Here is a 14,114-nt window from a genome sequence, read left to right on the forward strand (position 1 = left end):
ATGGTTGCCTCCCGGCTGGGTATTACGATCTTGCCACAATCCGCTGCTATCGGCGCGGGCTACAAAGACGGTTTGCTGATTACCAGACCCTTTGTTGATCCGGTTCCCTGCCGGACTGTGGCACTGGCCTGGCGGGCCAGTTTTCCGCGCCACAAGGCGGTCGATGCATTACGGGATGCCATCAAGATGAACGCCTTACCCAGTTGCCCACCCTGTGCTGCATGAACAAAATCGTTCTCGATCAGCTACCGGTTACCCGCCTGAAAGGCGTCGGCACCCAACTCTCCCTGAAACTGGCTAAACTGCTCATCCACAGTATTCAGGACCTACTGTTCCACCTGCCAGTCCGCTACCTGGACCGCACTCGAGTCACGCCAATCGGTGCGTTGCAACCCAACCGTGACGTTGTCATTGAGGGGGAGATCCGGGGTTGTGATCTCGCGTTTGGCCGCCGTCGCAGTCTGATCTGTCGGGTGCAGGATCACACCGGTATTATCACACTGCGATTTTTTCATTTCTCCACCGCCCAACGGCAAAATCTTGCCCGGGGGGGCAGACTGCGTTGCTTTGGGGAAGTCCGTGCCGGGAGCTCCGGAATTGAGATGTATCATCCAGAGTACCAGTTTCTCGACGGAGACCAGGCGCTGCCCCTACAACAGCATCTGACAGCGGTTTACCCCGTTGCAGAGGGGGTGAGCCAGCAGCGGTTGCGGACGATTATCGACCAGGCACTTGCTCTGGTGAGCGACCGATCACTGACTGAATTTCTTGAACAGGACAACGCGGCACCGTCCCTGGCAGACGCCATAAAATTCCTTCACCAGCCGCCGACCGATGCGCCACTCGATCTGCTCGCCCGCGGTGAACACCCGGCCCAACAGCGCCTGGCTTATGAAGAAATGCTGGCCCATCAGCTCAGTCTGCTGCGACTTCGGCAGGCTATCAGACAACACCAGGCCCCTGAGCTCAAAGGCGATGATAAGGTGCTGCTGGAGTTTCTGGCGTCCCTGCCATTTCCACTGACCAACGCCCAGCAACGGGTCAGTCAGGAAATCAAACAGGATCTGGAGCAAACCAGCCCGATGTTGCGACTGTTACAGGGCGACGTGGGCTCCGGAAAAACTGTGGTCAGTGCCATGGCTGCATTGCAGTGTGTCGCCAGCGGCAGACAGGTGGCCCTGATGGCACCCACCGAGATACTGGCCGAGCAGCACCGCAATAATTTCACTCAATGGCTGGAGCCTCTGGGTATTCAAATTGCCTGGCTCACAGGCAAAGTCAAAGGCAAGGCGCGCGAAAGGCAACTGGCAATGATAGATAGCGGCAGCGCTCAAATTGCCATCGGCACCCATGCACTTTTTCAGGAACAGGTCCAGTTCCACAACCTCGGCCTGATCATCATTGATGAGCAACACCGTTTTGGTGTGCACCAGCGTCTTGCCCTTCGCAACAAGGGACAGAATGGCCAGATCCCTCACCAGCTGGTGATGACTGCGACACCAATACCCCGAACCCTCGCAATGAGCGCATACGCTGATCTGGACTGTTCAATTATTGATGAGCTGCCACCCGGGCGGGCGCCGGTCAGCACCGTGGTCATTTCCAACCAACGCCGTCTGGAGGTGGTAGAGCGGGTGCGCAATGCCTGTGCACAGGGACGTCAATCCTATTGGGTCTGCACACTGATTGAAGAGTCGGAACTACTCGAGGCCGAAGCCGCGGAAGCAACAGCGGATGCATTACACCTGCTGCTGCCACAATTGCCTATCGGGCTCATTCACGGCAGACTCAAACCGGCTGAAAAGGCCGCCACCATGTCGGCATTCAAAGCCGGGGACATCCAGCTTCTTGTCGCCACAACAGTGATCGAAGTGGGTGTTGATGTGCCCAACGCCAGTTTGATGGTGATCGAAAATCCGGAGCGTTTGGGACTGGCGCAACTGCACCAATTGAGAGGCCGGGTGGGTCGGGGTCAGACGGAAAGTTATTGTGTGTTACTGTACAGCCCGCCGCTCTCGGCTGCCGGCAGTCAGCGTCTGTCCATCATGCGCCAAACCAATGACGGGTTTCAGATTGCCGAGAAAGACCTGCAGCTGCGCGGTCCCGGTGAAATGCTCGGCACCCGACAAACCGGTGACGTGATGCTGCGTATCGCTGACCTGCAACGAGATAGCCACCTATTGCCGGAAATCCGGTGCACGGCCCAACAGATGCTGAGCAAAAACCCCGACCGAGTGTCCGCCATTATCCGTCGCTGGCTGGGGGAAACTGATCATTTCAGCCAAGTTTAGGTTCATACTGAAGCATTGGCGGTTTTACATCAGCAAAAATGTGACATTTATGTGACAGATTCTTATACTCGCGCCCTTCAACGCACAGAGGACATCCCATGGTTTTCAGCAATCCTCTCTCCAACCTGTTTGGCAAATCCCCCATCAGTCCCCTGCAGGCCCATATGACGGTGGTAGTTTCCTGTACCGAGAAACTCGCCGATTTTCTGGCTGCAGCCATTGCAGAAAACTGGCAACAGGCTGACAAGGTATTCGACGAAATGTCAGATCTCGAGCATCAGGCCGATGTTATGAAGCGCGAACTGCGCCTGCAATTACCCAAGAGCCTGTTTATGCCAATGGATCGTTCCGATCTGCTCAACATGCTCAGTCAGCAGGATCGGATTGCCAACCGATCCAAGGATATCGCTGGCCTGATGCTTGGCCGGAAAATGCTGATCCCGGAACCTCTGCAGGAAAAAATGAGCGAGTTTGTCGGATCGGCAATTGAAGCCTGCCGCCAGGCCCACGTGGCCATAAATGAACTCGATGAACTGCTGGAAGTCGGTTTCAGCGGCAAGGAGGTGGACTTTGTTGAAAACCTGATCCGCGACCTGGACAAACTGGAAGACAGAAGTGATCACCTGGAACAGGAGATCCGGCATCACCTTTTTGAACTGGAAACCAACTTACCCCCGATCAACGTGATATTTCTTTATCAGGTGATCGACATCATTGGCGAAGTCGCCGATCTCTCCCAGAGTGTGGGCGGCAAATTGCAGTTGCTTCTCGCCCGGTAACCGAAACCAGTAAACGGGAATTCAAACCAATGACTCTACTAGCTGAACATGGCCAGTTATTGATTATCCTCGCCTGTATATTTGGCGTATTCATGGCCTGGGGAGTGGGGGCCAACGATGTGGCCAATGCGATGGGCACCTCAGTGGGTTCCAGAGCACTGACAGTCAAGCAGGCCATACTGATCGCGATGATCTTTGAATTTGCCGGTGCCTATCTGGCGGGTGGTGCGGTCACCGACACCATACGCACGGGTATTATTGATCCATCGGTACTGACCAACTCACCGGAACTGCTGGTGTTCGGAATGATGTCGGCATTACTGGCTGCGGGAACCTGGCTGATGCTGGCCAGTATCATGGGTTGGCCGGTTTCGACCACGCACTCCATCGTGGGTGCCATTATCGGCTTTGCAGCAGTAGGTATTTCTGTAGATTCGGTCAATTGGGGCAAAGTGAGCAACATCGTCGCCAGCTGGGTCGTTTCGCCACTGCTGGCAGGAGCTATTTCCTACATACTGTTTCACAGTGTGCAAAAACTGGTCCTGACCCAGGACGACCCGTTTATGCGGGCCAAGAAAATCATCCCCTTTTATATGTTTGCCGTCGGCTTCCTGATTGCCATGGTAACCATGCTCAAAGGGGTCAAATATGTTTTTCGCGACATGGGCATCAGCCTCACTTTTGGTCAATGCACCCTGATCGCCATTGTCATTGGGCTTCTGGTCATGGCTCTGGGAACCCTGCTGCTCAGCGGCGTCAAGCGTGATGAAGCGGCCGAAAAACATAATAGATTTGCCAGCGTCGAACGGGTTTTTGCCGTGTTGATGATCTTTACAGCCTGCGCCATGGCCTTTGCCCACGGGTCCAATGATGTGGCCAACGCTGTCGGCCCGCTGGCTGCCATTGTCAGTGTAATCAACTCTGGGGCTGTTGAAGCCCAGGCAGTGATGCCGCGCTGGATTCTGTTACTGGGCGGGATTGGTATCGTATTGGGGCTGGCAACCTATGGCTTCAAAGTCATGGGCACCGTGGGGAAAAAGATTACCGAACTGACCCCCAGCCGCGGTTTCGCTGCCGAACTGGGCGCAGCGGCAACGGTAGTGCTGGCATCAGGCACCGGCCTGCCAATATCCACAACGCACACCCTGGTGGGTGCTGTGCTGGGTGTCGGGCTGGCACGCGGCATTGCGGCACTCAACCTGCGTGTCGTCGGTACGATATTCATGTCCTGGTTGGTGACCCTGCCTGCTGGGGCCGGATTGGCGATTCTGTTCTTCTATATAATTCGAGGTATCTTCAGCTAGACAAAACCTGTCAGCCCGGCTTTTCTGCCGGGCTTTTTTTCAAATCAGCAGACCCTTCTCACCCTCACTCCTGGCAATCACCACAGCCCCACAGGCGTCACTGAAAACGTTTACTGACGTTCGCATCATGTCGAGAACACGGTCAGTCACCAGTAACATCCCGATCGCTTCCAGCGGTAAACCTATTACTCCGAGAATTACCGTAATCGCCACCAGACTGGCCGAGGGAATCCCCGCTACCCCAATCGACGTCAAAAGGGCCACCAGCACAATCGTAAACTGGGTGACGAAACCGAGTTCCAGACCGTAGGCCTGGGCGATGAACATAGCGGCAACACACTCATAAAGCGCCGTACCATCCATGTTGATCGTCGCACCCAGCGGCAGCACGAAGGCACTGGTTCGGTTGGAAACCCCGGCATTTTTCTCCACACATTCAATCGTCACTGGCAAGGTGCCAGAGGAGGAGGCCGTGGAAAACGCAGTCAGCATGGCAGGAAGTATGGCCCGGTAATGCTTCAGCGGACTCAAACCGGCGAGTCGCAATATCAGCGCCAGGGTGACAAATACATGAATCACCAGCGCCAGAACCACCGTGATAAAAAACATCAGCAAAGGCTGAAAGGCGTCAAACCCGGTGACCAGAATGGTTTTGGCCACCAATCCCAGCACCCCCAGCGGGGCAAATTTCATGATAAACAGGGTCATTACCATCATGGTTTCATAAACACCGTTCCAGAAACCCAGCAGGGTCTGCGCAGGTTCTTTGGTAATGCGAGTCATGAATACCCCAAACAGTAGACTGAAAAAAATCAGTCCCAACATCTGTCCATCCGCCGCTGCCTCAACGATATTGGGCGGCACCATACGCAGAAATATTCCGGCAATGTCCCCGACACCCCGGCCCTCGACAGCTTTCAGTTGAGAAGAAACTGCCTCCGGCTCACTGAGATTGAGCCGGCTGCCCGCCGCCTCGCCGTCAATGACACCGGGGGACAGGAGATTGACCAGCAACAGACCGACCATGATTGCCAGCAGGCTGCTGCAAAGGTAGAAACCGATTGTCTTGGCACCGAGACGCCCCAGGTTGTCGCTGCCGCCCAGCCCGGCGATACCCACAATGATGGAAGACATCACCAACGGCACAATGAGCATTTTCAGCGCGTTGAGAAACAGCATCCCGATAAAGTCAAAGATACTGTAGAGGCTCACACCCAGCAGGGTGGTTTCCAGATCGAACAGGAGGCCGATAACGACTGCAACAAGAATCGCAATCAGCATCTGCCAGTGTAATTTTAACTTACCCATATCTGTTTCCTGCCCTCTGTCGGGTTTGCTGTCCACCGGCTCAAAGCTGGCAGCTACGCTTATCTCATGTCACCACGTAATGCAATGACTTCGGCCTGCAACCGTTCGGCTGAAGCACTTTCAGCGGTTATCGGTATCCCCGCGATCACCGCTACCCGACGCCAGCCCGGTCGAAACGGCTTTCTGAATGCACCACCGTGACTGCGGCTGAAAAAACTCTTCCAAAGGCCTTGCAGCGCCATCGGTACTACCGGCACGGGATTGCGAGCCAGTATTCGCTCGATGCCATTTTTGAAGGTATCGATTTCACCGTCCTCAGTGAGCTTGCCCTCCGGGAAGAGACAGAGCAACTGACCTTTTTTCAATGCCTCATCGATCGCCGCCATGGCCTGTTGATAGGCCTCCAGATCCTGGCTCTTCGAACAAATCGGAATGGCACCGCCGGTGCGAAATATAAAATTCAGTACCGGCAACTCGTAAATCGGTTTATACATGACAAAGCGAATCGGTCGCCGCACCGCACCGGCCAGTAACAGCGCATCCACATAACTGACATGATTGCAGACCAGAATGGCGGGGCCTTTCAACGGTATCAGCTCCAGACCACGATGTTTTACCCGGTACAGGCTGTGGCCTACCAACCACACCAGGAAACGCATGGTGAACTCAGGCACCTGCAGAAAAATAAACACCGCAACGGCGATATTCATCAGCGCCAGCACCAGAAACAATTCCTCAATGCGGAAACCTGCCACACCGAGAAACAGGATGCCCAATACGCTGGCCAACACCATAAAAAACGCATTGAGAATATTGTTGCTGCCGATAATTCTGGCACGCAGCTGCGGATCAGTACGCGCCTGCACCATGGCGTAGAGTGGTACGATATACAGGCCGCCAAATAATCCCAGCATGGCTATATCGAACAACACGCGCAATCCGTCGGGACGGAGCACAAAACCGGCGACACCAACAGGGCTCTCGGTGGTATACCCGGCAGCGGCAAAATACAGGTCGATGCCAAACAGGCTGAGGCCGATGGCACCCAGTGGCACCAGACCAATTTCTACCCGGGCACCACTCAAGCGGTCACAGAGCATTGCTCCCGCCGCCACACCAACGGTAAAGGCCGAGAGTATCAGGGCAATGACCCCCGGTGTGCCACGAAGCACGGTGATGGTGAAATTGGGCATCTGGGTCAAATAGCTGGCCCCTAGCATCCAGAACCAGGAAATACCGAGAATCGCGAGAAACACAGACCGTTTCCCGGCGGCCAGCCTGATCAGCTGCCAGCTGATCCTGGGAGTGTTCCAGTCTATACGGAGTGACGGTGCGCGGGCCTCTGCCAGCGGGATTTGTCGACTGCTCCACCAGCCTGTCAAGGCCACACAAATCACAACAATACCCATCAACCAGTGCGCATTGGCCGTTCCTCCAAGCAAGCTGCCGGCAATGGTACCAATCAAAATTGCGACAAAGGTGCCCATCCCTACCCGGGCGTTTCCTGCCACCAATTCATCGTCACCGAGATGCTGGGGTAGAATCGCATACTTTACCGGCCCAAAAAAAGCGGACTGAGCGCCCATCAGAAACAGCACTGCGAGCAGCAACCAGAGAGTCCCGAACCAGAAAGCCAGCGCACCCAGCAACATGATCAATATTTCAGCCAGCTTGATGCGCCGGATAATAAGCGACTTCTCATGCTTGTCAGCCAATTGGCCGGCGAGGGCAGAAAACAGAAAAAAAGGCAGGATAAACAGGCCCGCCGCCAGATTGACGACGGTGTTAACATTGGCAGTCCCGGCGATACTGGCACTCACGATCATTACCAATAACCCATTTTTGAACAGGTTATCGTTGAGCGCACCAAAAAATTGGGTCATGAAGAGTGGCCGAAAGCGCCGGGCTTTCATCAGTTCATTACTGCTGTTACTCACCCGCTCATCCCTTTTTCCGACAGACAGACATCTTGCCGCTACGCCCGGTGTTATTCAATGGCGTTGCCCGAATACCGCAGCGGGGCACATAATTAACCCCGGCCTGCACTGGAATCGCCATGAAACACCTGCCAATACTGTTAATTCTGCTATTCCCCTCAGTTGGCCTCGGTACCGAGGGGGACGAGCGCTTTTGCAGTACCGTCAATCTCTACCTAGAAAATGACCTGTTTGGTGAAACCGATCAACACTATACCAACGGTATCCGCTTCTCCTGCGTTTCTCAGGACCTCAGCTCCTACCTTAAAGACCCCGATCTGCCCGATTGGGTCAGAGAGGCAAACCACCGACTACGCTTCTTTCACAATCTGAAAGATGCGGAGGCATTACAGCGCAATCTGGTAATCAGTACCGGGCAATTGATTTTCACTCCGGGGGAAAAAGATACTTCGACACTGATTGAAGACGGCCGACCCTATGCCGGGTACCTCTACCTCGGGTTCGCCTACCATATCCGCGACCGAGAACAGCTGGATACACTGGAACTCAATGTGGGCATGGTGGGCCCTGCATCCCTGGCAGGAAACGCTCAGGATCTGATTCATGAGATTCGCGGTATCGATAAATTTCAGGGCTGGGATCACCAGCTGGAAAACGAGCTTGGACTTCAGTTTGTCTACGAACACAAGCGGCGCTACAAACTGACCGAACAGTGGCCTCACCAGGACGCGATTCTTCACGCGGGCGGCAGTCTCGGCAATGTGGCCACTTACCTTAATTTTGGTGCCGAATACCGGGTTGGTTGGCAGTTACCTGAGGATTTCGGCACCGCCGCCCTGCGGCCGGGGGGGGGACAACAGTGCCCCGGGGCGGGGCGATATACGCCACTGCCGTCTGCCCATCTGTGGTCTGCACGCCTTTGTTTCCTTTGATGCCCGCCTGGTGGCAAGGGATATTTTTCTCGACGGCAATACCTTTGAGGACAGCCACCGTGTTGATCGCAGACCAGTAGTGGGCGATGCCGCCGTGGGTTTCAGTTTTCTGTTGGCGGGCTGGAAAGTGTCCTATGCGAAGGTGTTCCGCACCCGCGAATTTGAAGAACAACGCAATACCCATCAGTACGGTTCTCTGTCCGTTTCCTATTCCTGGTAATCCCCCTTGCAAGGAAAATAGCAATACCGGATTCCCAGGAGCCATGACATTTTCGGGGGGGCTCAACACAGAAAAATAAAACGGCCCCGTCGTCTAAATGCTACTATCTGCGCCATGCACGATACTCCGCTCAGCCTTCCACCCCTGTCACTCTACGTCCATATCCCCTGGTGCATCCGAAAGTGCCCCTACTGCGATTTTAACTCTCACGCCAGCGGCAAACACCTGCCGGAGGCAGAGTACGTCCAGGCCCTGATTCGTGAGCTGGATATGGAAATGCCCTATGCACAGGGCAGACAACTGTCTTCCATTTTTTTTGGCGGGGGAACACCCAGTCTTTTTTCTGCGGAGAGTATCGGCAGGGTTATTCAGGCCGCCCGGCGACGCTTCGGTTTTACCGACACCATTGAAATCACGCTGGAAGCAAACCCCGGCACTTTTGAGCAGGCCAAATTCAATGGTTTTCGCAATGTCGGTGTCAACCGTCTGTCAATTGGCATTCAGAGCTTTGATAACCGCCATCTGGAAAAACTGGGCCGTATCCACTCGGCAGAAAATGCCCGTGACGCTGTCGCGATGGCCCGATCCACCGGTTTTGACAATATCAATCTGGACCTGATGCACGGCCTGCCGGCACAAACTGAACAGGAGGCAATGGCGGATTTGCAACAGGCTATTGACCTCGCGCCCACACATATTTCCTGGTATCAACTGACCATCGAACCCAACACCGAGTTTTACCGTCGCCCACCCACCTTGCCCACCGAGGATGTGCTCGACACCATCCAGCAGAGCGGTCATCAATTACTGGCCGATAACGGCTTTTTTCAATACGAAGTCTCTGCCTTTTGTCGCGAGAAAAAATTCTCCCTGCACAACCGGAATTATTGGCAGTTCGGCGACTATCTGGGCATCGGTGCCGGCGCACACGGTAAGATCACACTACCCGATGAACAGCGTATTATTCGCACGGCAAAAACACGCAAGCCTGACGATTATCTGGCCAGGGAAAATTCATTTATTGCGCACTGCAAAAACATTCTCGAAAACGAACTGCCACTGGAATTCATGATGAATGCCCTGCGACTTAACCAAGGCATTGAAAAACCCTATTTTGAAGCAAGAACCGGGATTTCTCTTGATAAAATCAATGAGACCTGTGAAAAATTGATGATCGCAGGTCTACTGGAAAATTCGTCTTCACATCTTGTCACAACGAAGAAAGGCCACCGGTTTTTAAACACCGTGCTTTGCTATTTCAGCGAATAAAGCCACTGGTTTTTTCAACAACCCGATGACACCGACAGTCACCCTGGAATTTTCAGCCATCTCTCAATCTGTCAGCCGGGACAACTGTCCAAATTTTGTCACACACAACCGTGACAATGGGAGATTGTCTTGTGCCTTACACTGTATCTATTATGAACAATACAACTGAATCCGCCGTTCCAACGGAAAACCGGAAGCCAGCATGCCTGAAGAGCTGATCGATATTGGCCATGCCAAATATTTCATCAACCGCCATATGAGCCTGATGCAGTTCAATCTGCGTGTTCTGGAGCAGGCATTGGATGACGATTACCCCCTGTTGGAACGATTTCAGTTCCTGATGATTTTCAACAGCAATATGGACGAATTTTTTGAAATTCGGCTGGCCGGACTAAAACGACAAATCAGCTTTGCCCGTGAAATTGTCAATATCGACGGCATGCCGCCAAGGGATGTACTCCAGGTTCTCGGCGAACAGTGCAAGGCGGCCACCAACCAGCAATATAAAATTCTCAACGAGGTGCTCCTGCCAGCACTTGAACAGGAAAAAATTCGGGTACTGAATCGCCACCAGTGGAGTCCGGAAGTAGCACTCTGGGCCGAGGACTATTTTCGCCATCAGGTGATGCCCGTCATCAGCCCTATCGGCCTCGATCCCGCTCATCCGTTTCCCCGGCTGGTCAATAAAAGTCTCAACTTTATTGTCTCGCTGGAGGGCAAGGACGCCTTCGGCCGGGATAGTGGTATGGCCATTGTGCCGGCACCGCGTTCACTGCCGAGGCTGGTAAGGTTGCCCAACGAACTCTGTGTCGATGGTGACAATTTTGTGCTGCTCTCATCACTGATACACGCCCATATCGACGATTTGTTCAATGGCATGAGCGCTATCGGCTGCTACCAGTTCCGGATCACCCGCGATGGCGACCTCGACCTTAATGCCGCCGAGGTAGAGGATATTGCCAGGGCACTTCGCGGCGAGTTGCACTCGCGGCGCTTTGGCAGCGCCGTCCGGCTGGAAGTGGACAAAAATTGCCCGACTGAGCTGGTGGATTTTTTGTTGCGGGAGTACAACCTCGGTGAGGATGAGCTCTATCGTGTGGATGGCCCGGTAAATCTCGGACGGATGATGCAATTGCGGCAGATGCTGAATCGCCCTGATTTACTGTTCCCTCCCATGATTCCCTCCATTCCTAGGGCATTGCGACTATCGGACAGCAGTATTCTCGACATGATACGCAAAGAAGATATTCTGCTGCACCATCCATTCCAGTCATTCACCCCGATCATTGACCTGTTGCGTCAGGCAGCCAGAGACAGTGCCGTACTGTCGATCAAAATGACGCTCTACCGCACGGGCGCCTCATCGGAAATTGTCGATGCGTTGCTGGAATCGGCCAGAGCCGGCAAGGAAGTGACCGTTGTGATTGAGCTGAGGGCCCGTTTTGATGAAGAGGAAAATCTGCAACTGGCCACTCACCTCCAGGAGGCAGGTGCCGTGGTTACCTATGGCGTGATGGGGTATAAGACCCACGCCAAGGCACTGCTGATTGTCCGTCGGGAAAATAACCAGCTGCACCGCTATGTGCACCTGGGCACAGGGAACTATCACTCCGGCAATGCACGCATGTATACCGATTACAGCCTGCTGACGGCCGACCCGGATCTTTGCAGCGATGTACATAAAATCTTCCAGCAGCTGACGGGGATGGGTAAGGCAGAACGCATCAAGACTCTGTTCAGCGCCCCTTTTACATTGAAGAAAAATCTGCTGCGACTGATAGAAGCCGAGGCCGAGGCCGCCCGGCAGGGCAAGGAAGTCCACATCATTATCAAAGTGAACGCACTGACCGAGTCGAAGATCATTACCTCGCTGTATGAGGCAAGCAATGCCGGGGTCAAAATTGATCTGATTGTTCGCGGTATGTGTTGCCTGCGACCGGGGATTTCCGGTGTCTCCGAAAATATTCAGGTGCGTTCCGTCATCGGACGCTTTCTGGAGCACTCGCGGGTATATTATTTTCTCAACGCCTCACCGCACATCTATTGTGCCAGTGCCGATGCAATGGAGCGCAATCTGTTGCAGGCAAGGATACGCAATGAACTGCAGAGTTACCTGATGGACAATTGCCAGAGCTGGGCGCTGCAGCCCGATGGGCAATATTTGCTTAACCACCCTGCACAAGGAGCCACCCGATATGCTGCCCAACTGGCATTGCTTGAGAACCTGGCGGATTAGGGCCTGTTCACACTAACTCAACGGCTGCAGAGCCTCAGCTGAAAGCCGATTTTCTTCAGGTAGCGTTGCTCCGAAGATAGTGCTGTACTGGTCAGAGGGTGATGGTCCAGCCAGTCGGTGTCAAAGGTCAGGGTCACCTCCGACCCCTTGATCCTGGTGGTAAACATCGGCTCGCCTTCCACCGGGGTGACATATTTAAACAGTACTGCCAACCGCATCAGAATACAGAGACGTTTTAAGCGAGTGCGCTGCTCTGTTTCGTAACCGACCAAGTCACCCGACGGAAACTTTTGCCGGTGACTGCGGACCAGAAGGGCTAATTCCCGCTGCATCTGTTTACTGAAACCCGTCAAATCGGAATGCTCTATAAGGTACTGTCCATGCTTGTGGAATTGGCTGTGGGCAATGCTTAAACCCACCTCATGCAATCTGGCCGCCCAGCAAAGCAAAGCCCGATCAGACTCATTGAGCTGCCATTCATCGGCCACTGCATCGAATAACAGGGTGGCCATGGACTCTACCTGATCCGCATTTTGCCGATCCGCCTCCGATCGCAGCATCAGCGCTGTCACGCTGCGTTCGCGCACATCTTCATGCTCCAGTCGACCCATGATTTCATAGATGAGACCCTCTCTGAGGGCACCGCTTGATACGTGTATCTGTTCAATGTTCAACGCATCGAAAATCGCACAGGTGATGGCAACGCCCGGTACGATTACCCCACGTCGCCGATCACTCAAACCCGATAATTCTGACAGTGCGTCGATGTCCCTGTATTGCAATAGTAGCTTCTTCAAACGTCCCAGATTCACCGCACTGATACCTTCGCTCGCCCAGCCTTTGTCGATGATCAATTTTTCAATGCTGGCCATGGTGCCCGACGAACCCACCGCGTTATCCCAACCCTGGTTTTTATAAGCCTTACGAATTTTCAGTACTTCCTGACAAGCGGCACGGTAGGCCTTTTCAAAACGTTTGGGAGAGATTTTGCCCCGGGGGAAGTAGCGATCCCGATAGGTCACACAACCCATATGCAAACTTTCGCGCAATTTGGCTTCAAACCGCTGACCAATAATAAATTCCGTACTGCCGCCACCAATATCCACCACCAGCCGGGAGTCGTCGTCATCGGCGAGTGTGTGAGCCACACCGAGATAAATAAGTCGGGCCTCTTCACGGCCAGAAATCACCTCCACCGGATAACCGATCAGCACTTCCGCCTGCTTGATGAATAACGAGGCGTTTTTTGCCGCACGCAACGCGTTGGTTCCCACAATCCGCACTTGCTCCGGCTGTAATTTATCCAGCGCCTGACGAAAACCGGCCAGGCAGGCGAATCCTCGCTCCATGGCCTCCGGAGCGAGTCGATTTGACTTCATACCGGCACCCAGCTGAACCCGTTCACCAAAACGCTCCACCGGTCGCATTTCATTCTGGGTGACCCGGGAAACAATCATGTGAAAGCTGTTTGAGCCGAGATCAATTGCTGCCAGCGTCCTGCCCTGCCCATTTGCCATTGTATTAGCCAATGCGGGTTTTCCTTGTGGTTTGGCGAGGCTGCCGGCACTATGACCGGCAACAGGATTATCCCCGTCGGGAAGATTTGTTACCTACCCGACACGGATGTTATGATTTGTAACAATTCTACCCCCTTACCATTCCATTCACATTAATCTGGAGATCCCCAATGAGCGACAACATCGTTCACGTCACCGATGCCAGTTTCGCAAGCGACGTACTTGGCTCAGACTTGCCAGTACTCGTTGATTTCTGGGCTGCATGGTGCGGCCCCTGTAAAATGATCGCCCCGATTCTGGATGAATTGGCCAACGAATATG

Annotated in this window: 12 protein-coding genes; 9 read left to right on the forward strand and 3 right to left on the reverse strand. The window is 53.9% G+C overall.

Features of this window, described 5'->3' with window-relative positions; translation table 11 throughout:
- The 4 genes from ACTF5G_RS01275 to ACTF5G_RS01290 all read left to right on the forward strand — a co-directional run.
- On the forward strand, positions 1 to 225 hold a 225-nt coding region (locus ACTF5G_RS01275; RefSeq protein ID WP_438951008.1), incomplete at its 5' end, for a LysR substrate-binding domain-containing protein.
- On the forward strand, positions 222 to 2,291 hold the full coding sequence (recG, locus tag ACTF5G_RS01280) for an ATP-dependent DNA helicase RecG (protein WP_438951009.1): 2,070 nt from the start codon (positions 222 to 224) through the stop codon (positions 2,289 to 2,291). The genes ACTF5G_RS01275 and recG, both read left to right, overlap by 4 nt.
- Positions 2,292 to 2,389: 98 nt before the next feature.
- Positions 2,390 to 3,070, forward strand: a complete 681-nt coding sequence (locus ACTF5G_RS01285; RefSeq protein WP_438951010.1) for a TIGR00153 family protein — start codon at positions 2,390 to 2,392, stop codon at positions 3,068 to 3,070.
- Between the two features lie 29 nt (positions 3,071 to 3,099).
- Positions 3,100 to 4,374, forward strand: a complete 1,275-nt coding sequence (locus tag ACTF5G_RS01290; protein WP_438951011.1) for an inorganic phosphate transporter — start codon at positions 3,100 to 3,102, stop codon at positions 4,372 to 4,374.
- A 39-nt stretch (positions 4,375 to 4,413) separates the two neighbouring features.
- Here the strand turns inward: ACTF5G_RS01290 and ACTF5G_RS01295 are convergent, their stop codons facing one another.
- Together ACTF5G_RS01295 and ACTF5G_RS01300 are read right to left on the reverse strand one after the other, a co-directional pair.
- Positions 4,414 to 5,682 (reverse strand): dicarboxylate/amino acid:cation symporter, encoded by a 1,269-nt coding sequence (locus ACTF5G_RS01295; RefSeq protein WP_438951012.1) that lies wholly within the window; start codon positions 5,680 to 5,682, stop codon positions 4,414 to 4,416.
- Between the two features lie 59 nt (positions 5,683 to 5,741).
- Positions 5,742 to 7,619, reverse strand: a complete 1,878-nt coding sequence (locus tag ACTF5G_RS01300) for an MFS transporter (protein WP_438951013.1) — start codon at positions 7,617 to 7,619, stop codon at positions 5,742 to 5,744.
- A gap of 119 nt (positions 7,620 to 7,738) precedes the next feature.
- Between ACTF5G_RS01300 and ACTF5G_RS01305 the strand changes: the two genes are divergently transcribed.
- The 4 genes from ACTF5G_RS01305 to ppk1 all read left to right on the forward strand — a co-directional run bounded on the left by ACTF5G_RS01305 (position 7,739) and on the right by ppk1 (position 12,276).
- Positions 7,739 to 8,551, forward strand: coding sequence for a lipid A deacylase LpxR family protein (locus tag ACTF5G_RS01305; RefSeq protein ID WP_438951014.1), 813 nt, complete (start codon positions 7,739 to 7,741; stop codon positions 8,549 to 8,551).
- 10 nt (positions 8,552 to 8,561) lie between these two features.
- Positions 8,562 to 8,771 (forward strand): lipid A-modifier LpxR family protein, encoded by a 210-nt coding sequence (locus ACTF5G_RS01310; protein WP_438951015.1) that lies wholly within the window; start codon positions 8,562 to 8,564, stop codon positions 8,769 to 8,771.
- 114 nt (positions 8,772 to 8,885) lie between these two features.
- The gene (gene hemW / locus ACTF5G_RS01315) at positions 8,886 to 10,040 is read left to right on the forward strand and encodes a radical SAM family heme chaperone HemW (protein ID WP_438951016.1); all 1,155 of its coding nucleotides are present in this window, start codon (positions 8,886 to 8,888) and stop codon (positions 10,038 to 10,040) included.
- A 202-nt stretch (positions 10,041 to 10,242) separates the two neighbouring features.
- Positions 10,243 to 12,276 carry a polyphosphate kinase 1 gene (gene ppk1 / locus ACTF5G_RS01320; RefSeq protein ID WP_438951017.1) on the forward strand — a complete coding sequence of 678 codons (2,034 nt, stop codon included), beginning with the start codon at positions 10,243 to 10,245 and terminating at the stop codon, positions 12,274 to 12,276.
- A gap of 17 nt (positions 12,277 to 12,293) precedes the next feature.
- Here the strand turns inward: ppk1 and ACTF5G_RS01325 are convergent, their stop codons facing one another.
- Positions 12,294 to 13,805: a Ppx/GppA phosphatase family protein gene (locus tag ACTF5G_RS01325; protein ID WP_438951018.1), complete on the reverse strand. Its 1,512-nt coding sequence runs from the start codon at positions 13,803 to 13,805 to the stop codon at positions 12,294 to 12,296.
- Between the two features lie 158 nt (positions 13,806 to 13,963).
- Between ACTF5G_RS01325 and ACTF5G_RS01330 the strand changes: the two genes are divergently transcribed.
- Positions 13,964 to 14,114, forward strand: a 151-nt coding sequence (locus tag ACTF5G_RS01330; protein WP_438951105.1) for a thioredoxin family protein, incomplete at its 3' end; no start/stop codon positions are given.

The sequence above is a fragment of the Porticoccus sp. genome (assembly GCF_965660005.1).
In the GTDB taxonomy this organism is placed as follows: Bacteria; Pseudomonadota; Gammaproteobacteria; order Pseudomonadales; family Porticoccaceae; genus Porticoccus.